Annotated in this window: 19 protein-coding genes and 1 tRNA gene; 14 read left to right on the top strand and 6 right to left on the bottom strand. The window is 33.7% G+C overall.

Features of this window, described 5'->3' with window-relative positions; translation table 11 throughout:
• Window positions 1-116 precede the first annotated feature (116 nt).
• Together EGI22_RS08385 and EGI22_RS08380 are read left to right on the top strand one after the other, a co-directional pair.
• Window positions 117-764 carry a TetR/AcrR family transcriptional regulator gene (locus tag EGI22_RS08385; RefSeq protein WP_255067720.1) on the top strand — a complete coding sequence of 216 codons (648 nt, stop codon included), beginning with the start codon at window positions 117-119 and terminating at the stop codon, window positions 762-764.
• A gap of 131 nt (window positions 765-895) precedes the next feature.
• The gene (locus EGI22_RS08380) at window positions 896-2,380 is read left to right on the top strand and encodes an arylsulfatase (RefSeq protein ID WP_255067719.1); all 1,485 of its coding nucleotides are present in this window, start codon (window positions 896-898) and stop codon (window positions 2,378-2,380) included.
• Window positions 2,381-2,385: 5 nt separating this feature from the next.
• Here EGI22_RS08380 and EGI22_RS08375 read toward each other — a convergent pair whose 3' ends face one another.
• Window positions 2,386-3,072 carry a response regulator transcription factor gene (locus EGI22_RS08375; RefSeq protein WP_255067718.1) on the bottom strand — a complete coding sequence of 229 codons (687 nt, stop codon included), beginning with the start codon at window positions 3,070-3,072 and terminating at the stop codon, window positions 2,386-2,388.
• Window positions 3,073-3,118: 46 nt separating this feature from the next.
• A complete protein-coding gene (locus EGI22_RS08370; protein WP_255067717.1) occupies window positions 3,119-4,927 on the bottom strand; it encodes a cell wall metabolism sensor histidine kinase WalK in 1,809 nt (602 codons plus the stop codon).
• 166 nt (window positions 4,928-5,093) lie between these two features.
• Here EGI22_RS08370 and EGI22_RS08365 point away from each other — a divergent pair, with 166 nt between their 5' ends.
• The 9 genes from EGI22_RS08365 to EGI22_RS08325 all read left to right on the top strand — a co-directional run bounded on the left by EGI22_RS08365 (window position 5,094) and on the right by EGI22_RS08325 (window position 13,507).
• On the top strand, window positions 5,094-5,801 hold the full coding sequence (locus EGI22_RS08365; protein WP_255067716.1) for an ATP-binding cassette domain-containing protein: 708 nt from the start codon (window positions 5,094-5,096) through the stop codon (window positions 5,799-5,801).
• Between the two features lie 8 nt (window positions 5,802-5,809).
• Window positions 5,810-6,139 carry an RNA-binding protein gene (locus tag EGI22_RS08360; protein ID WP_255067715.1) on the top strand — a complete coding sequence of 110 codons (330 nt, stop codon included), beginning with the start codon at window positions 5,810-5,812 and terminating at the stop codon, window positions 6,137-6,139.
• A 1-nt stretch (window position 6,140) separates the two neighbouring features.
• Complete coding sequence (locus EGI22_RS08355) at window positions 6,141-7,379, top strand: DEAD/DEAH box helicase (protein WP_255067714.1); 1,239 nt, start codon at window positions 6,141-6,143, stop codon at window positions 7,377-7,379.
• A 1-nt stretch (window position 7,380) separates the two neighbouring features.
• A complete protein-coding gene (locus EGI22_RS08350; RefSeq protein WP_255067712.1) occupies window positions 7,381-8,547 on the top strand; it encodes a thioredoxin family protein in 1,167 nt (388 codons plus the stop codon).
• Window positions 8,548-8,812: 265 nt separating this feature from the next.
• On the top strand, window positions 8,813-9,514 hold the full coding sequence (locus tag EGI22_RS08345; RefSeq protein ID WP_255067711.1) for a TerC family protein: 702 nt from the start codon (window positions 8,813-8,815) through the stop codon (window positions 9,512-9,514).
• A gap of 86 nt (window positions 9,515-9,600) precedes the next feature.
• On the top strand, window positions 9,601-10,296 hold the full coding sequence (locus tag EGI22_RS08340) for a response regulator transcription factor (protein ID WP_255067709.1): 696 nt from the start codon (window positions 9,601-9,603) through the stop codon (window positions 10,294-10,296).
• A complete protein-coding gene (locus EGI22_RS08335; protein WP_255067708.1) occupies window positions 10,293-11,675 on the top strand; it encodes a HAMP domain-containing sensor histidine kinase in 1,383 nt (460 codons plus the stop codon). The genes EGI22_RS08340 and EGI22_RS08335 overlap by 4 nt, the downstream gene beginning before the upstream one ends.
• 71 nt (window positions 11,676-11,746) lie before the next feature.
• Complete coding sequence (locus tag EGI22_RS08330; protein WP_255067707.1) at window positions 11,747-12,532, top strand: prohibitin family protein; 786 nt, start codon at window positions 11,747-11,749, stop codon at window positions 12,530-12,532.
• A gap of 348 nt (window positions 12,533-12,880) precedes the next feature.
• Window positions 12,881-13,507: a leucine-rich repeat domain-containing protein gene (locus tag EGI22_RS08325; protein WP_255067706.1), complete on the top strand. Its 627-nt coding sequence runs from the start codon at window positions 12,881-12,883 to the stop codon at window positions 13,505-13,507.
• Between the two features lie 58 nt (window positions 13,508-13,565).
• On the opposite strand, the gene EGI22_RS08320 is transcribed toward EGI22_RS08325, so the two are convergent.
• From EGI22_RS08320 to uxuA, 4 genes are all read right to left on the bottom strand, one after another.
• Window positions 13,566-14,573, bottom strand: coding sequence for a sugar kinase (locus EGI22_RS08320; protein WP_255067705.1), 1,008 nt, complete (start codon window positions 14,571-14,573; stop codon window positions 13,566-13,568).
• A complete protein-coding gene (locus EGI22_RS24115; protein ID WP_369010869.1) occupies window positions 14,574-14,963 on the bottom strand; it encodes a type II toxin-antitoxin system VapC family toxin in 390 nt (129 codons plus the stop codon).
• Window positions 14,950-15,171 carry a hypothetical protein gene (locus tag EGI22_RS08315; RefSeq protein ID WP_255067704.1) on the bottom strand — a complete coding sequence of 74 codons (222 nt, stop codon included), beginning with the start codon at window positions 15,169-15,171 and terminating at the stop codon, window positions 14,950-14,952. Before EGI22_RS08315 ends, EGI22_RS24115 begins: the two co-directional genes overlap by 14 nt.
• A gap of 69 nt (window positions 15,172-15,240) precedes the next feature.
• Window positions 15,241-16,434: a mannonate dehydratase gene (uxuA, locus tag EGI22_RS08310; RefSeq protein ID WP_255067703.1), complete on the bottom strand. Its 1,194-nt coding sequence runs from the start codon at window positions 16,432-16,434 to the stop codon at window positions 15,241-15,243.
• 193 nt (window positions 16,435-16,627) lie between these two features.
• Between uxuA and EGI22_RS08305 the strand changes: the two genes are divergently transcribed.
• The 3 genes from EGI22_RS08305 (at window position 16,628) to EGI22_RS08295 (ending at window position 20,565) form a co-directional block, all read left to right on the top strand.
• A tRNA-Val gene (locus EGI22_RS08305) sits at window positions 16,628-16,702 on the top strand.
• Between the two features lie 322 nt (window positions 16,703-17,024).
• On the top strand, window positions 17,025-18,029 hold the full coding sequence (locus tag EGI22_RS08300; RefSeq protein ID WP_255067701.1) for a YafY family protein: 1,005 nt from the start codon (window positions 17,025-17,027) through the stop codon (window positions 18,027-18,029).
• 79 nt (window positions 18,030-18,108) lie between these two features.
• Complete coding sequence (locus tag EGI22_RS08295; protein ID WP_255067699.1) at window positions 18,109-20,565, top strand: N-6 DNA methylase; 2,457 nt, start codon at window positions 18,109-18,111, stop codon at window positions 20,563-20,565.
• Window positions 20,566-20,567 lie beyond the last annotated feature (2 nt).

Below are 20,567 nucleotides of genomic sequence, written 5' to 3'. Positions count from 1 at the left end.
AAGATAATAAATAATTGTTATAATAGTAATACTATTACAAATATTTGTTTAACTTTGTTCCATCGATGTTTTAATATTATAAAGTATTTTTTATGCAGATAGGATTTCAAGTAAAAATGAACAAAGCTCTTTATTTGAGAGACCCCGAAACTAGCGGTTTAGGTAAGCAGATGATAAGGAAGTCTATTGAATTGATTAACGAAATAGGTTATGAAAATTTTACTTTTAAAAAATTGGCCGTTGCTATTCCTACCACCGAGGCCTCCGTTTATAGATATTTTGAGAATAAACATAAACTGCTCATTTATTTAGTGGACTTATATTGGGCTTTTGTAGAGTTTCAAGTGATTTTCAAATTAAACAATATCATTGACCCTGAAGAAAAAATAAAAAAAATTATAGATTTACTGGTTTGGGAAGACAACGAGGAACAAAGTATACTTGACATTGACCAAAAGGCTCTTTACTATATTGCGATTGCGGAAGGAAGCAAAACATATTTAGCCAAAAACATAGATGAATTAAACAGAGAAATGCTATTTAAGCCTTTTAAGGATCTTTGTTCTCTGATAGCAGATGTCTTTTTGGATTATAAACCTGGTTATCCATATGCCAAAACTTTAGCAAGTTCTTTGGTAGAAATGAGTCATTTTCAATATTATTTTATGCAACACTTACCTCGCCTTTGTGATTTTTCAGAAAAAAAAGACCCCAAAGAACTGGAAGCATTTCTCGAGCATTTTGTATTTCAGAGTTTAAAATGAGTAATTCTTAAATCTCAAAATGGCCTCGAAGCCATTATAAAAACTTATCCCTCCTTTTTAGATATTCACCCGCAATTCTTTTGATTCTAGAATTTATTGGTATTTTTGAAAACCAATAAAACTACCTTCCTATGCGATTATTTTTAGCATGTATTTTCCTTATTAGTTTTGTGTCAATCGCACAAAAAAAGCCAAATGTGGTTTTTATTTTGGCTGATGATCTAGGAATTGGAGATGTGAGTTGCATGAATCCTAAGTCAAAAATCAATACACCCAATATCGATTTAATGGCAAAAAAGGGTATTAAATTTTCAGACGCACATAGCAATTCTGCGGTATGTACACCTTCCAGATACGGAATCCTTACGGGAAGATATGCATGGAGATCTGAGATAAAATCTGGTGTATTGTGGAGTTATGATAGTCTATTGATTAAAACGCAAAGAATGACTTTGGCCTCTATCTTGAAAACCAAGGGCTATGAAACAGCCTGCATTGGCAAATGGCATTTAGGTCTGGGTTGGCAAAAAAACGGAAATGGTGAGATTTCGTTTGAAAAACCATTAAGAAATGGCCCAAATGATATCGGCTTTGATTATTTCTATGGCATTACAGCCTCCTTAGATATTCCGCCCTATTTTTATATTGAAAATAACAAAATTACGGCTACTAAAATTGATACAATTGCTGGTACAAAGGGAAAAGGTTTCTGGAGAGAAGGACCTATTGGGGATGATTTTAAGCATAAAGAAGTATTAGATGTTTTTACACAAAAAGCCATAGATTTTATTGGGAAAAAACGCAAAGAGCCTTACTTTTTATATTTGCCATTAGCTGCTCCCCACACGCCAATTTTGCCTTCGAAAGAATATCTTGGTAAATCTAAAACTAACGAATATGGTGATTTTGTACTTATGGTTGACGATATGATAGGTAAAATTATCCAAGCGATAGAAAAAACTGGCGAAATAGAAAATACAATTATTGTTTTTACGAGCGACAATGGATGCTCTACAGCTGCTGATATTCCCGAATTGCAGGCTCTCGGCCACGAGCCAAGTTATATTTACCGCGGGCAAAAAGCCGACATCTATGAAGGTGGACACAGAATTCCTTTGATTGTAAGGTGGGATTCTAAAATTCCAAATTCTAAAGTTTCAAATCAGACAGTTTGCTTAACAGACTTTTTTGCTACGATGGCAGAAATCACTCAAACCAAGCTAGAAGATAATGCTGGAGAGGATAGTTTTAGCTTATTACCGATTTTTGAGAGTAAACCAAAAAAGTACGAAAGAACTTCTACTGTTGTGCATTCAATAGATGGAAATTTTGGAATTATGGAAGGAGATTGGAAGTTAAATTTTACTGCAGGTTCTGGCGGGTGGAGTTTTCCGAGGGCTGGAAAAGAGGAGCTAGGTTTACCTAAAATACAATTGTATAATTTAAAAGACGATCCATCTGAAAAGGTTAATCTTCAAGATAAATATCCAGAAAAAGTCAATGAAATGAGACTTCTTATGCAGAAAACCATAGAAAATGGAAGAAGCACCAAAGGCCAAAAACAAGCCAACGACGGAGAATTTCTCAAGGATAAAATGATAGGAATTTGGGAATAAGCTTATCAACACACCAACTTAAACCCTTCACCATGCAGGTTCATGATTTGGATACTTGGGTCAGCTTTTAGGTATTTTCTCAGTTTGGTTATATACACATCCATGCTGCGGGCATTGAAATAGGAGTCGTCGCCCCAGATGAGTTTTAGGGCATAGCTTCTACTAACCGTTTTGTTTTGATGTTGACAGAACAACTTAAGCAAATCGGATTCTTTGGTGGTGAGTTTAAATTTTTCGCTCGTGCTTTTTAATTCATGTTGTAGGGCATTAAATTCCAATTTTCCAAGCTGAAAAATTTCAGATTCAGGATCTATATCTCCTTTTTTGCTTCTTTTGAGTATGGCTTTTATTCTTACCAAAAGTTCCTCCATGCTGAATGGCTTCGTAATATAATCATCTGCTCCTACCTCAAAACCTTTGATGGTATCTTCTGTCATACTTTTGGCAGTTAGAAATATCAAAGGAATGTCTGCATTTTTTGTTCTGATCTCTTTGGCTAGGGCAAAGCCATCTTTTTTAGGCATCATCACATCTAAAACACAAAAATCAAACTCAGCAGAAAGGAAAATATCTAATGCTTGATTGCCATCTTTGGCAAGGGTAACATCATAATTTTTAGCTTCTAAATATTCTTGTAAAAGTGAGCCAAGATTTTGGTCATCTTCGGCTAATAGGATTCTTATTTTTTCCATTTGGTTTCTAAGTTTTGGTTGTTTTAGGAGTCTTTTATTTGAATATTTATATAGTTGAAAGTGGCATTGTAACTAAAAACTCAGTGCCTTCGTTTATTTTGCTGTTTACTACGATTTTTCCTTTATGCAATTCCACCATGGTTTTTACATAACTTAAGCCTAATCCGTAGCCTTTTACGTCATGTAAGTCTCCTTTGGGTACTCTATAGAATTTATCGAAAATCTTGCTCAACTGATCCTTTGGTATACCTATGCCTTTGTCTGAAATAGAAATAAACATTTCTGAATCGCTATTGCTGGTAGCTATACTTATTTCAGGTTGTTCTTTTGCATATTTTATAGCATTATCCATCAAATTAAAGAAAATATTGGTGAGATGAACGCTGTCAGCTGAAACAATGGTTTCTTCAGCTTTCAAATCAAGATTTAGTTTTACGCCATATTGTTCTAGTGCCACACTTTGATTTTTTACAACTTGATCCAATATCTCGTTAATGTCTATTGGTTCAAAATTCAAGTTCAAATCTCCTTTTTCGAGTTTGGCTATCTGTAATACTTTTTCTATTTGGGTACCTAGTCTTTGGTTTTCCTCTGTTATTATGTTCAGATACCTTTCCGTTTTTTCTGGGCTTTTGTGAATATCCTTATCTTTGATAACCTCCAAAGCCAATGCTATAGTTGATACTGGTGTTTTCAGCTCGTGGGTCATGTTGTTGATAAAGTCGTTTTTGATATTCGAGAGTTTCTTTTGGGTTAAAAGACTATTTACAGAATAGTAAAAAATCCCTCCCACAAAAGCAATTAACAGGAACGAACTGCCAAAAACTGACCATAGGTTTTTCAAGATATAATTCTGTTTTTCAGGAAAATTTACCTGCAAGAATTGCTCCTGCTGAAATGTATCATTTGGAAAGAGTTTGATTTTATAATTGAGGTGATTTGATTTTGATTCTTGTTTGTTTAAAGAAGCAAAAATCACGTTGCCATTATCTTTTACCGAATATTCAAAAGGAATATTTATACCGTTTTCTGCAAATTCTTTTTTAAGTAAGGTGTCTAGCATTACATGCCCTAATCGTTCATAAATACTTCTTTTTCCTATGATGAAATCCTTCATCACATCCTTCATCAAATTTACTTTCTCTTGTTTTTTCGAATTGTTATTGGCCCATTTGTTACTAATAGAATTTGATACAGCCCTTGGTTTTTGAGGTAACTCTGGCCCATGGATTTCCACAGTAGAATTATCTTCTGAAACGACCCAGTTTATTTCAGGAAAACCATTGGAGAGGTTAAAAAATGGGTCTTCATCAAAAACCTTGGTCATATCCAAAAGGTTGGATTGTTTCTGTGCCAACTCTCTAGAACGCTTTCTGAATTTCTCAAAAGTCTTGTGTTCTTCTTGCAAATATGCTCTTATGTATTCACTTTCTTGTTCGGGGAAAATAAACATACGTTCGGTTCCGGCATCACTTTTTGGCTCTATTCCAGAGTTTATATTGATTGTTACAACTTGACGAGGCTGCATTTTTAACTGATTTCCATCAGCATAAACAAAGTTTAAAGTATCCGAAACGTAATCCTGTTTTTTAACTATTTCTCTTTTAGGCTGTTTTTTCTTTTGCGAAATCTCCAATAGGCGTTTTTTTTCTTCTTCAATTATTCTTTGTTTGGTCAAAAAAATCACCTCCTGTTTCTCAATTTGTTGAACAGTTTCTTTTAAAGTTTCATTTACTTTTCGGTCAAACTGCTCTTTTTTTACGGTAATGGCATCTTGTATCCAATACCATTGGAATCCAATGAGAGATACCAAGGCAAGGAGCATTAGGCCAATTAATACATTTATTCTATTCAAAACTTAAGAATTGTTTATCCAAAACTACTTTTTATAATAATACTAAAAAAGGGCTTTAACACTTTTTAACTTTAACTTAAGTGCCCAAACTCTCACAATTAGGCCTTTTTACTATTCTTAACGAATAAATGATTAATTTTGTAATCATTATCTGTTATAATTCTAAATGTCGATAGAAGTAAAAAATCTCACTAAAATTTATGGAAGCCAAATAGCCGTAAATAATATATCTTTTTCATTGAAAAAAGGAGAGATTCTAGGGTTTCTAGGTCCAAATGGTGCCGGAAAAAGTACTACTATGAAAATTTTGGTAGGGTTTTTAAATGCAAGTTCAGGAGAAGCATTTTTAAACGAAATGCCCATTTCTGTTGATAATCTAGACACCAAAAAACAGGTAGGTTATTTACCAGAACACAATCCTTTGTACCTTGAAATGTACGTGAAAGAATATCTGGCATTTGTAGGTGAAATGTACGGATTGAAGGGAGAACTTTTAAATGAAAAGGTTGACAAAGTGATAGAAATGGTGGGGCTTTCTCCTGAAAAAAGCAAAAAAATAGAGCAGCTTTCAAAAGGGTACAGACAAAGAGTAGGCTTAGCACAAGCACTTATTCATGATCCAGAAGTGTTAATTTTAGACGAACCAACAACTGGTTTAGACCCAAATCAACTGGTAGAAATTCGAAAATTGATAAAGGAAGTTGGAAAAAACAAAACGATAATATTGAGTACGCACATTATGCAGGAAGTAGAAGCAATATGTGATAGAGTAATAATAATCAACAAAGGGAATTTGGTGGCAGATGATACCTTAGAAAACCTCAAATCAGGTGGTGCCACATTAGAGCAAGTATTTAGAAAATTGACAAACTAAAATAAGATATGGACATTTTTGTAGGGAGTATCCCTTTTAAATTTACAGATAAGGATTTAATGGAATTGTTTTCGCCGTTTGGTGAAGTAACATCAGCCAAAATCATCATTGACAAGGTTTCTCGGCAAAACAAAGGCTTTGCGTTTGTTGAAATGGCCGATAGAAAAAGTGGCTCAGCTGCTATAAAAAAATTAAATGGCTCAGAGCAAATGGGCAGGGTCATAGTGGTATCCGAAGCTAACAAAAACAAAGAAGGTGAAAGAATAGATAAAGCACCGAGAGATTGGCACAACAAAAACAAAAAGAAAAATGACAATATTATAACTTGGGGAGATTGATATGAAGTTTGAAGAATACAGAATATCCTCAGATATAAAAAGAAGCTTGGCGGAAAAGGGTTTTAAGAAACCTACGGATATTCAGTATAAGGCTATTCCTAATATTCTGAAAGGCGAAGATGTGCTGGCAATAGCTCAAACAGGAACAGGAAAAACTGCGGCTTTTGCAATTCCAGTTATTAATATTTTACATAGCAATCCGCCTTCACGATTTACCAAAGGTTCGGTTAGGGCTTTGGTTATGGTGCCAACACATGAATTGGCTCAGCAAATAGCGGAGGTTTTTAAAGAAATAGCGAAATACACCAAACTTCGTATTTTGGCTTTGTTTGGCAGTACCGACCAAGACCCACAGATAGCGGCATTTCAAAAAGGAGTAGATATTTTGGTAACTACACCTGGAAGAATGTTTGATTTACGATCACAAGGTTATATTGATTTTAGCGGTACTGAGTTTTTGATATTAGATGAGGCAGATAGAATGTTGGACATGGGTTTTTATAAAGACATCGAAGATGTTTTGAGGTATTTACCTAAAAAACGACAGACTTTATATTTCTCTGCCACGATAGACGAGAAAATTAAGAAATTGGCGTATTCCATTGTAAAAAACCCTATTCGTATACAGATTTCTCCAGACGATCCCATCTCAAAAAACATAAGCCATTCGGTGGTTTTGGTTGAAATGGATGATAAAAGATTCTTTCTTGAGCGATTTATTAATCAAAACGCAGACAAGAAGTTGGTAGTTTTTGTCAGAACAAAAGTACGAGCTGATAGGGTGGTTGCAGCCATGGAAAGAGTGGGGATAAAAACAGAATCGATACATTCAGGAAAAACCCACCTAGAGCGGAAAGATACCATGAGGAGGTTAAAATCTGGGGAATTAATGGTACTGATAGCTACAGATGTAAGTGCTAGAGGCGTAGACATTCCAAATGTAGACTTTGTGATTAATTATGACTTGCCAGAAGAGGCTGAAAACTATGTTCACCGCATAGGTAGAACGGGTAGAGGCATGCAAAAAGGCAAAGCTTTATCTTTTTGTAGCACCGAAGAAAAACCGATGCTGGATGCTATAGAGGATTATATTGGACATTCGATAGCCACACAGAAATTAGCGGACATGGACTACCAAGAAACCTTGATTTTCTCGGATGCAGACCAAAAGACATTTAAGGACGTTTTTAAAGAAATCGCAGAATTTGAAAAATTGAATCTTAAGAAAAAGAAAAAATAACATGAAGAATTTGACATTCATTTTAGTTTTATTTTTTGGTTTTTATGCCAAATCATCCGGACAAATAAAATGGCAAAAAGACTTTGATGTGGCCAGAAACATAGCTTTTAAAACGGGCAAAAAGGTGGTAGTAGAATGTTTTCATCCTGAATGCTCTCATTGTAAACTTCTAAATGCCAACTTGCAAAATGAAACTGTAGCCCAATACTTCAATGAAAATTATACTTGTTTCAAAATTGATTTAAGCAATCAAGAAGAAGTAAAACTGTTGGAAAGCAAGCATATCAGATTGACAAATTATCCTGTATTTTTGTTTTTTGATAATGACGGCAACTTTCAATATTTTATTGAACCAAAGGAAAAACCGCAAGATATTCTGATTCAATTTGAGGAAGAAAGAGGAAATTCTTGTGTAGACTGTGAGAAGGCAGAAAATGCGTCAATTAAAGACAATGTGAAATGTGCCACTTATTATAGATTGCTGAAAGATTATGAGAAAAGTGAAGCCATTTGTAATAAGTTTTTTAGAGAATTACCAGAATCTGAAAAGTCATCACAAGATGCCTGGAATGTTTTCAAAAAGGTGGTTTTGAGTCCTAATAATGATTTTTTTGCTTATTGGATAAATAATCAGAATTTAGCGGCACAATATGAAGGAAATACAGGAAAAGAAAAAGATAGCTTTGTAACGGTTATTCAGCAAAGGGCTAAGTATTTAGAAACTTTGGAGGAATTTCCAGGATGGGAAGTAGACTCTTTAGACAGCTACTTAACAAAAATGGGAGCAGACGAAAAAATGAAGTCTGTATGGTTGTGGAGTTTAAGGATGTCTTATTATTTGAATTCCAAAGATTACAATTCTGTAAAAAACTTTAGCAATAAAATGGTTGAATTTTATCCAGATGCCTCTACCTACGGCTTTTTATCAGAGAAAGTTAATTCTAAAGTTTCTGGAAACGAAATGCACGCCTATTTCCTAGAAATAAAAGACAAATGGTTTGCTGGTATAAAGGAACCCAAACAAAAGCTCCAATTCTTTAAGCAATCTGCCCTATTTTACGGCAAAAATGGAGATAAAGCAATGTGTAATTCCTCAATAGCTGAGGCTGAAAAATTAATAGACGACAAATCTGAATTAAAGGCTATTAGAGAAAAGTATTGTAGGTGAGTTTATTGGCTTTTATATAATTCCTATAAGCTACTTTATCCTTTCATAAAATCTCATTTTAAGTTTTTCTACAATTGGATTATTTCCTTCCCTGTACTTATTTTATGGTACCCATATTTTAGAATTGTAATTTAAATTTTCATTAATCTATCAGGAAATGAAGTTTAGGTCAAGTTTAATTCTAATGAGAATCTAATCCAAAAAAGATTTTTGAGCTAAAGTATTCTATTAAATTTATGGACTTTTTTAAATTAAATTAGGTTCAATGATTTCAGATGCTTTAGTACCACTATTATCGTTAATTGCCCTTGAGGTGATTTTAGGCATAGATAATATTATATTTATTTCAATATTAGCCAATAAATTACCTGAAAATCAAAGAGATAAATTAAGGTTTTGGGGAATTGGCCTAGCCATGTTAATGCGTTTGGCCTTATTAGCCTTTATTTCATGGATTTTAAAATTGGATGTTAAGCTTTTTACTGCTTTTGGGATTGATTTCTCGGGTAAAGGATTAATTTTATTGGGAGGTGGTTTGTTTTTAATTTTAAAAAGTACCAAAGAAATCTATCATAAAACCGAGGTTATGGATAAAGAGGAAACTTTATCTTCAAATTACCAAAGCTTTTCTAAATTGCTACTTGAGGTAATCATATTAGATCTGGTTTTTTCAATTGATTCTATCATCACAGCCGTTGGTATGGTAGAAGAGATTTGGGTTATGTATTCGGCGGTTATTATTACTGTAATCGTTATGTTGTTAGCGGCTAAACCTATCTCAAGTTTTATTCATAAACATCCTTCGTTTAAAATTTTAGCCCTTTGTTTTCTAATGATGATAGGTGTCTCGTTGCTGGCCGAAGGATTGAGCTTTTCTATTCCGAAAGGGTATATATATTTTTCTATGGCTTTTGCTTTTTTAGTTGATATAATACAGATATATACCATTAAGCCAAAAAGCTCTTAAAGTTCTAGATTTATTTTTCTTTTTTAATTTATTTTCTTTTCGACTTAAAATTCGAATCTAAATTTTTGAAATAAACACTTCAAATCATGAATAATTGTCAGAATATATTAATTGTTGAAGACGAAGAAAAAGTTGCCAGTTTTATTAAAAAAGGTCTTCAGATACAAGGTTTATTATGTGATATTGCTTTTTCAGGAAAACAGGCTTTTGAATTATACAATTTAAATACCTACGATTTAATTATATTGGATTTGGGATTGCCAGATATCAGTGGACTAGAAGTATGTAAAAAATTAAGAGAAAAGGACAAAAATATCCCGATACTTATGCTTACAGCCCTGGGTAGTGTGTCTGATAAACTTTCAGGATATGAAGTTGGAACGGATGATTATCTCGTAAAACCTTTTGATTTTATGGAGTTACAGGTCAGGATTAAGGCTTTATTTAAAAGATGTGGAGATAAAAGCAATTTGGAAGCCGAAGAGAAAATTTCAGTTGCCGATTTGGAGTTGGATCTGAAAGAAAAAGTGGCCAAAAGAAGTGGCTCAGTTATAAGTTTAACAGCTAAAGAGTTTAATCTTTTGGAATATTTTATGAGAAACCGCGGACGGGTAGTTTCAAAAGTTGACATTGCTGAAAAAGTTTGGGATATTTCTTTTGACACAGGCACAAACTTCATTGAAGTGTATGTAAACTATTTACGAAATAAAGTAGATAAAGGTTATTCAAATAAACTGATTCATACTATAGTAGGGATGGGTTATATGTTAAAAAACAAATGAGTCTAAGATATAGGTTGATTTTGATGCACCTTTCAATAATGGCTTTTTTAATAGCCATTTTTTGTTTGGCAATTTATATACAGAGTGAACAATACAGGCGGAATGAATTTAATAGTAGGCTAAAAGAAGAGGCCATAACGGCTAGTACTATTTTCTTCACAAAAAGTGAAATAAGTCCAGATATTTTAAAATTGTTAGACAGAAACAATTTTACAATGTTATTTGATGAAGAGATTTTTATTTTCAATAAAGATAAAAAAATTGTATACGAAAGTGGTGAAGATAAACTTATCATAAAAGCTAATAGGATAGATGAAATAATTGATAAAAAAGAATTTATTTGGAGGGAAAATAACAAAGAATATTTTGGTACAATATATAAACAATTGGATGCCGAGTATATAATTGTTTCTTCAGCGATAGACAAATATGGTTTAATAAAACAGAGAAATTTAGCTAACACATTGGTTTATGGTGGTGTAATTGTTCTGTTTTTAAGTGCTTTGGTTGGATGGGTACTCGTACGAAATATGTTGAAACCATTAAAGGATATTATCGATAAAATTGATAATATAAAAGTTTCGAAACTTAACCTTCGCTTAGAAATAGGTAAACGTGATGATGAATTTTCTCAATTAGCAATTAGATTTAATCAGATGTTAGATAGACTCCAAAAGTCATTTTTATCACAAAAATCTTTCGTTTCACACGCATCTCATGAATTAAGAACACCTTTGACCTCCATAACCGGGCAAATTCAAGTTTCGCTATTGGCAAACGACAATCCAGAGGATTTGCGAAAGATGATAAATTCAGTTTTGGAAGACGTGCAAGACCTTAATAAACTAAGCAACAATTTGTTGGACCTTACCTCATTGAATACCGTAAGTGAAAACTTAACAGATTCACTTGTAAATATTTTAGAGAAACTGTCAAGGGTAAGAGATGAATTACTCAAAAAAAATCCAGAAGCGACGGTTTTTTTAGATTATGATGAAGATGAAGAAAATATTCCGGAATTAATGGGTAACCCAAATTTGTTGTTTTCTGCATTTTTTAATTTAGTAGAGAACGGCATAAAATATTCACCTAATAAAACTGTAAGTATATCAGTTAAAACTAAAGAAGATAATATTATTATAAAAGTTGAAAATGCTAGTGAATTTTTATCAAATGATGATTTGAGTCAAATATTCGAACCATTTACAAGAGGAAAAAACACAAAAAACAAAAAAGGACATGGTGTAGGTTTGTCATTAGCCAAAGGAATTGTAGAGTTACATTCCGGATCAATCTCTACAGAATATTCCAGTTTTCAAGAGATTTGTTTTACCATAACATTACCAAAAAAATCTAATACAATTCTAATTTCAGGTTAATCCCATTCTAATAATGAGGTTTTAAGTTTGTATCGTAATCAACATAAGCAACAAATTAAAATTTCAAGAAAATGAAAACACGATTGATTTTATTCACATTGGTATCTTCCATGTTTTTTGGAGGTTGTACCATAATTAGGCAAGGCGAAGTAGGAGTAAAGCGATCTTTTGGTAAAATTAAAGCTGAACCATTAATGGAAGGAGCAAAAGGATATAATCCGTTTACTACAACCATTATTAAGTTGCCAACTAGGACAATGAACATGGAAGTTAGAGTACCGCTTCCTTCTAAGGAGGGTCTGACAGTTCAATCTGATGTATCCATACTTTATAGACTTGAAGGAAGTTATGCTCCTAAAGTAATTGAGAAACTAGGCAAAAATTATGAGCAAGTAGTTATTCTGCCTGTTTTTCGGTCTGCCGTTGCTGATATTTCTTCTCAATATTATGCCAAAGATATGCATACAGGCCAAAGATCAATAATAGAAAAATCTATCAAAACTTTAATGATGGAACAATTAAAAGAGCGAGGATTTGTTATTGAATCTGTCCTATTAAAAAGCATAGTTTTACCTCCTGGCCTTACTAAAGCAATAGAGGAAAAATTGGAGGCAGAGCAAGATTCTCAAAGGATGCAGTTTGTTTTGGATAAAGAAAAACAAGAGGCCAAAAGGTTAATTATACAATCAGAAGGTATCAGAGATGCTCAGAAAATAGTTGCGGAGGGTTTAACACCTATGTTGATAAGGTTCAAGGCCATCGAAGCATTCAATAAGCTCTCTACCTCGCCTAATACAAAGGTTATTATCACGAGTGCTGATCAACCGATGATGGTAAACGCGGATTTAGAAAAGTGATATAAAGTTAATCAAAGTACCTTTTCAAGGTACTTTGATTAAGCTAAGGCATTTGAGAAGAAGTAAACAAAGAAAATGGAAGGATTTTGTAGGCTTATTATAAAAAAGTATTCAACCTAAATATTACGAAAATGACAATGTTAGAGTATACTAAGATAATCCTTGACAAGGTAAGTTTTGAACCAAAATTGTTTAGAAAAGAATTAAGGAAAGCGATAAAATATGTTAGTAAAGATGAATACGCTCAATTAAAAATGTGGTGTAAGCAAAAGTTTAAAAGAAGCCCTTTTAAGCGTATGCATACCCCGTCCGCAGTTTAAATTGTTCAAATTAAAACACTTTGAAAAAATGAAAAAGTATTGTTTAATTTTCACTATTTTTTTCTTATCAACTAAATTATTTAGTCAGAATAGAGAATTTAAAAGCATCAAAGAGGCATTGGCTTTTTCAAAACCAGATAGTGTTTTTGTTTTGGATTTAAGTAATCAAGAGTTAGGGGACTTCCCTTTAGACATTTTAAATTTCAGGAATCTCCAAAAATTAAGTTTAAGAAATGATCATTTAAAGGCTGTTCCGGAAGAAATTAATTTTTTGAAGAATTTAAAAGTTCTCGATTTAAGTGGAAATGATTTTAGCGTTTTGCCCAAAAGTTTTTCTTCTTTGGGAATGTTGGAGGAATTTTTTTTAGATAATAATAATAATCTAATACTTGAGGAAAATATAGAGATTATTTCAAAATTACCAAGCTTAAAATCGCTTCATCTTGAAAATAATCATCTTCAAAAAATTCCATCAAATTTCAAAAAATTACAAAAAATAGAGAATCTGTATTTTGTAAACAATGACTTTAAATACGTACCTAAAGAGATATTAGGATTAAAAAATTTAAAAAGCATTGATTTCAGGAAAAATCCTATTTCTAAAAATAAGGATTTTTATAGAGTCGAAAACCATGGGATAAAGATAATGTGGTAAATTTTAACAGAGTAGTTTTTGGGGTATAAAGGCAGCGAGGTTTCCTTGCTGTCTTTTTTTATCTCTTCAGTTTTCCGCTTCCATCGCCAGCCATTAAACTGTCGACTTCTATAATATCAACTAAATTCTGATCTCCGGGGATGGTGTGTTTGAGTGCACTTGATGCATTTCCAAACTCCAATGACTTTAAGTCGTCTTTATAGATTAATTGACCATATATAAAACCTCCCAAAAATGCGTCTCCAGTTCCGATTCTGTCCACAATATGCGTGACATCAAGCGTTTGAGACTTAAGATATTCGTCTCCGTTCCACATTCTGGCGTTCAATCTATTATGCGATGCACTTATTTGGATTCTTTCGGTATCTATCACTTTTTCAATGTTAGGATAACGTTCCATTAGTTTGCGTGAAGCCATCTGAAAGCGGCCTTTGTCTTCTTCTGTAGTTATGCCAAATATTTCCTCAATGTTTTTTCTGCTGGCCAACACTACGTTTGAATAAGAAGCCAATTCTGGTAGAATATCTTGTGGAGTTTTGCCGTAATTCCAAAGGTTACTTCTATAATAAATATCGGAAGAAACTTTAACCCCTAATTTTTTAGCAACTTTCAGTGCTTCCAAAAGTGCAATTGCTGGTTTTTCGCCCACGGCAGGAGTTATTCCGCACCAATGAAACCAATCTGCATCTTTGAGTATTTCTTCCCAATTAAACCATTCTGGATTTAAGTTTACAAAAGCCGAATCAGCTCTGTCATATACTATTTGGCTAGCCCTACTAACTGCACCAGTTTCTAGAAAAAACAATCCCATTCTTTTGCCTTTCAGGTGTATTTCTTTGTCAGAAATTCCTAGTTTTCTAATAAATGATTTTGCTTTTTTGCCAATGTGGTTATCTGGAAATACCCCAACATGTGTTACGTCGAAGCCAAAATTTACCAAAGCCGCTCCGACGTTCATTTCGGTGCCACCAAAAGTGCATTCAAAGGTTTCAGCTTGAGATATTTTTTGAAATCCTGGCGTTGAAAGACGCATTAATATTTCTCCGAAAGTGACGATTTTTGGCATTTAATTAAAATTAAATTTTAGGATTTTCAAATTCTCTACTCTTTCAAAATGTTTATAATTAAGAGTTGCTATTTCAAGGTTATTTTGAAGAGCAGTGCAAGCAATCGCTAAGTCAATAAATTCAATTATTAGGTTCTGAGACTTTAACTTCTTAAAGTTTTCGCTGCAAATTTTGGCAGTTTCAGAATCAAAATTAAAAACAGTAAGATTGGACAGTAATTCTTCCCAAAAAAATTTATTTTGATCATTTATACCAACTTCAATCTCATATTTTGTAAGTGAAGATATAGCAAAAGCGTCATGTTTTTCTGTTAATTGAAAAAAGACCGAATTTTCTTTATTAGTTTTTCGAAAATATTCAATTAAAATAGAAGTATCAAGCAAAACCATTTCCAACTTTATTAATACTTTCTCTTGCTGTTTTCACCTCATTTTCATTTTCTTCTGTCCAATTTGGGCCTTCTAACAAAAGTTTTTTTAATGTTTTTTTCTGAATATTTTTTTTCTGTTCTTTAATGGCTATCAAATCCAATGCAACCAAATCATTCAACAATGAAATGGCTTTGGGATTAATAATTTCTATTGAAAATGTTTGCATCTCCTAATTAGTTTTTACGAATATCCTTCAATTTTCAGTAAAATCCAAAACTCTAGTATTGAAACTGGATTATTTGCCCAAATTTCTCCTAATTCCCATTTCCAATCCCCTAAGTTCTGCAAGTCCTCTTAATCTACCAATAGCCGTATATCCAGGATTTGTTTTTTTATTGGGATTGAGGTCATCGAGCATTCTGTGGCCGTGGTCAGGTCTAAATGGCAGCCTGTAATCTTCTCTATTGCTAGTTTTACGTTTTTCTTGTTCATTCACCAAGGCTTTCATTACACCATACATGTCTACATCCCCATCCAGATGGTCGGCTTCATGGAAATTGCCCACCTCGTCTCTTTTAGTAGCCCTTAAATGGATGAAATTGAATCTATCTCCCAATCTTTCTACCATCCCAACCAAGTCGTTATCGGCTCTAACGCCGTAGCTACCTGTACAGAAACACAAACCGTTGTATTTGCTTGGATAGGCGTCCAATAAAGCCTTCGCGTCAGCTTCGGTACTCACCACACGAGGTAAACCCAAAATAGTATAAGGAGGATCATCTGGATGGATCGCTAGTAGAACTTTGTTTTCCTCAGCCACAGGACCGATCTCTGCTATAAAAGCGTACAGATTAGTTCTAAGAGCAGCATCATCTATTTGGTCATAAGTGGAGAGTACGTTTCCAAATTGCTCAATTGTGAAGCTCTCCTCACTTCCAGGCAATCCAGCAATAATATTTCTAACCAATTTGTTTTTTTGGGCTTCAGAAGCTGATGCTATATACTTTTTAGCATCGGTCAAAACATCAGCCGAATAGTCATCTGTTGCGTTTTTTCTTTTCAAAAGATAAACCTCAAAAGCACAAAACTCTACCATGTCAAACCTTAGGCCGGTAGAGCCGTCTGCCATTTCATAATCTAGGTCGGTACGTGTCCAATCCAAGACTGGCATAAAATTATAGCAAACGGTATCTATGCCGCAAGCTGCTAGATTGGCTATTGAAGTTTTATAATTGTCTATATAAAGTCTAAAATCACCAGATCGTTTCTTTATGTCTTCATGCACAGGAATACTCTCAACAACCGACCAGGTCAAACCAGCAGCCTCAATGATGTCTTTTCTCTTTTGTATTTCCTCCAAAGTCCACACTTGCCCATTAGGAATATGATGCAAAGCCGAAACTACGCCAGTAGCACCAGCTTGTTTTACGTCAGAAAGACTCACGGGGTCATTTGGACCGTACCATCTCCAAGTTTGTTCTAAAGCCATAAAAAAGGTTTGATATTATTTTGACAAAAATAATCTAAGTCTTTGCCAATAACTACCATAAAAGGCGTAAATAATTGTATTATTTTGCCAGAATATTGCTTGTAAAAAAGAAAATAAAAAAAAAGTAAATTTTTTTTGTTCAATGTTTGGAAATAAAAAAACAGTCCTACATCTTTGCAGTCCCAAAGAGAAAGGGAGTTTAGCTCAGTTGGTTCAGAGCATCTGCCTTACAAGCAGAGGGTCGGGGGTTCGAATCCCTCAACTCCCACAAAACCTCAGAGAAATCTGAGGTTTTTTTTGTGTCCAAAAAGTGATATTTGCATTACAAGCTGAGGGTCGGGGCGGTGCGATTGGCTTTAGCTGGGAAACTTCGAATCACTCAACTACGAAATGCACAGAATACTCAAAATAAGTAGATTGGGAGGCTTTTTTCTGAGTATATCTATCATATTAATTTTGTTTAAATAGAATGTAAATCAAGATTTTGTTTTACCAAATACCTTAAGATAGCTTTTTTACCATGCAAATTATGTATCTTTAAACTTAAAGTTTTAAAGTACCTTAAAAAGCTTTTGGACAGCATTTAATTTATGGCTACTAACAAACACGCTACCATTCGCTACCATGCTCTTGACCAATGTTTCAGCAATTTTGGCCGAAAATACTTCATGGATGATTTAATATCAGCATGTAACCGAGCTATTTATGACCATGCAGGTATTGAAGATGGTGTAAAACGTCGCCAGATTTTTGACGATATCACATTCATGGAAAGTGAAGCAGGTTGGGCTATTCCTTTACAAAGGCATAAAGATGGTAAAAAGGTATATTACCGATATGAGAGCAAGGAGTATTCTATAAAAAGCCAAGCAATTAATGAAACAGAAGCTCGACAACTACAAGAAACAATTATGACTTTGTCTCGATTCAAAGGTATGCCACAATTTGAGTGGATGGAGGAACTTCTAATAAGACTGGAAAGCTCTTTTAATATTAAAAATACCAAATCTGCAATTGTTGGTTTTGAGCAAAACCTATACCTAAAGGGACTTGAACATTTCTCTAGGATTTTCGAGGCGATTCAAAATCAAAAAGTACTGAGCATTGTTTACAAAAGTTTTAAAAACCCGGAAGCTCATAAACAAGAAATACATCCATATTTTCTGAAGCAATACAATAATCGTTGGTTTTTATTTGGTTTATCAGAGAAATATGAATCAGTTTCAAACCTTGCTTTAGATAGGATACAAGAAGTGGAAGAAAGTAATTCCAAGTATTTGCCTAACAAAACTTTCAATTTCGAAGAGCACTTCGATGATGTAGTCGGTGTAACGGTAACAGACGAAGAACCACAAAAAGTATTGTTAGAAATAGAAGATTCTCTATGGCCATACATTGAAAGTAAACCTATTCATGGTTCTCAAAAATACAAGGGCAAAACAGAAAAAGGAGTACAAATTGAATTGAATCTTCAAATTAATTATGAACTAGTGGCATTAATTTTTGGGCTAGGGGAAAAGGTAAAAGTAGTTGAACCTGAACATTTAGCTAACGAAATTTTAGCAAAAGCAAATAATTTAATATTAAAATATTAACAGCGATGCACTTATACTGCATAGATAATTCGGAACTTTGTCTAATCAATATGTTAATCGAATTTAATGAAGGAATTTAATGAAGGAATTTAAGGTAGAAGAGATAACGCCGCTAGAAGTAGTGAAGTCCAAAATATGGAAGATATTTGATCTTTTAAGAAATGAAAACATTTCATTAGAGGATTCACATATTGTTTTGTTTTTACTTTCTGCATTTAAAGACGGTCTAATCTCTTCAGATTTAATTGGCGACAAAATAGGAATTAAAGATAGGTTGATTGAAAATCTTCATAAACCTTTAAGCGAAATCTTCAGTCAGTATGCCCCGATTATCCACAATTTTGATCCTGCTTTATACAACTTAAGCGAAATAGGTTTACATAATTTGCTTGAAGCTATTTTCAGCCTAAATAAGCAGGCTTTGTTGGTTAACTTCCCGGATGTTTTTGATAGTGTTTTATACCGCATTACCCAATCTCAAGGAAGATATGCTGGTGAATTTATTCAGCCTGTTGAATTATCCCGTTTTATGTGTGACTTGGCTGATTTGAAAAAAAATGCTAAAGTTTTTAATCCTTTTGCAGGCTTAGCTTCCTTTGGCGTTTATCTCGACCAAGGTCAGGATTATTTTGGACAAGAGCTAAATCAAAAAACATGGGCTTTGGGTGCTTTGAGACTTATGGCATACGATAGGCCAGGTAGTTCAAAATATGTATGTGATGATTCCATTTTACATTGGCCAGAAACAGCAGATGGGTTCGATTTAATTATTTCCCATCCACCTTTCGGGAGTAATTTTGGAAATCAATACCGAAGTATTGACTCTGACTTCAGATCTATCGAACAATTCTTATTTGAAAAAGGGGTTCATTCATTAAAGAAAGACGGCAAGTTGATAGCTCTGATACCACAAGGTTTCCTATTTAGGGGTATGTATGAGCAGCGTTTACGAGAGTTCTTAATTGAAGAAGATTTAATTGATACTATTGTTTCAATGCCTTCTGGACTTTTGTTAAACTCTGGTATTCCTTTAACATTATTGGTTATAAGTAAAAAGAAACAATTACCAGGCAAAGTCAAATTTGTTGATGCAAAAAATTTTATAATTGCCAAAAGCACTAGAGAGAAAGTACTTGATGATTTTGCCTTAAATAGTTTTCTTCAGAATGACAAAACAAATGAAGATGTAATTCAAATTGTTGACAATTGGCAAATCAAAGCCAATGATTACAACTTGAATGTGCCTCGTTATTTTCAAAAGAAAATAGATGGGATAAAACTTGGCGAAATTCTAGAATATATAAGAGGTCAAAGAGGAAACCTTCCTAAAACGGGTAAGTTAACTCGCATTCGTGATTTAAAAGACGACAAAGTTGATTTTACGCTTGATGTTCCCAGAATGGAAGAAACTGAACTGAGACGACCCGACATTCATCTTTTGGATGAATCTTGCCTACTTCTTGCTATACGGTGGCGTACATTGAAGCCAACACTTTTTGAATTCAAAGGTGAGCCTATTTTCAGAGGTCAGGATATTTTGTCATTCAAGGTAAATGAATCTCGTGCCGACAAAGCATACTTAATCAACGAACTTCATGCCGATTATGTGCAGGAGCAACTTGAATCATACCGTTTGGGTGCTTCTGTTATGCCATTTATTCGTAGAGACGATTTGATGGAGGTCGTTATCAAACTTCCTTCAATAGAAGAGCAACGAGCAAAAGTGCAAGGAATTTACGAATTGTCTGATAAGATTAAAAGTTTACAGGAAGAACGTAATGCTTTGGCTCATGGGAAGTCTATAAAGCAATTCAATGAATTTGCTTCATTGAAGCATACTTTGGGAAGACCTAGGCAAAACATTCTTGATTGGTCTGACAACTTGCTAGATTTTTTAAACAAGAAAAAGGAAGGTTTTGAAGCATTAAATAAAGCCTTTTCCGAATTCTATGATATTGATATTATTTCGGCTTTAAGAGAAATCAAGCGTGATGTAAACTTCATTACAGATGTACTTGAAAAGGGTGAAAACGGATTTGTTTTATCCGAGTACCAAAAACAAATAATTGCTTTATCCGACATTAATAGTATCATCAACGAACTGTCTAATAACGGATTTAACTTCAAAATAAAGAAGTTGCTTCTGAAAAGTGAAAAGTTGAAAGAAAGAGGCATCAATGCCAACAAAACGCTTTTCAAAACATTGCTGGACAACATTCTGACAAATGCAAACAAGTATGCATTTGATAAAAAAGCAACGGGTAACGAAGTGATTATTGAATTGACCGAAGTAGATGATTCCCTTTCGATGGAAATCAGAAATAACGGTAAACCATTTCCGAAGAACTTCGACAGAGAGAAGTTTATTACCAAATACTCCACAGCCGATTCAAGCAATGGCAGTGGGTTAGGCGGTTATGATATACACAGAATTGCAAGCGATTTTAATAACCCTGATTGGATTCTATCACTAAACGAAGACCCTTTCTTTTTAGTGAAGTTCAAATTCCAATTCCCAATTAAACTGATTAACTGATT

This window comes from Lacihabitans sp. LS3-19 (genome assembly GCF_024343575.1).
Taxonomy (GTDB): domain Bacteria; phylum Bacteroidota; class Bacteroidia; order Cytophagales; family Spirosomataceae; genus Leadbetterella.
The sequence above is the reverse complement of the archived record's forward strand: the minus strand, read 5'-3'. Positions and strand labels throughout refer to the sequence as shown.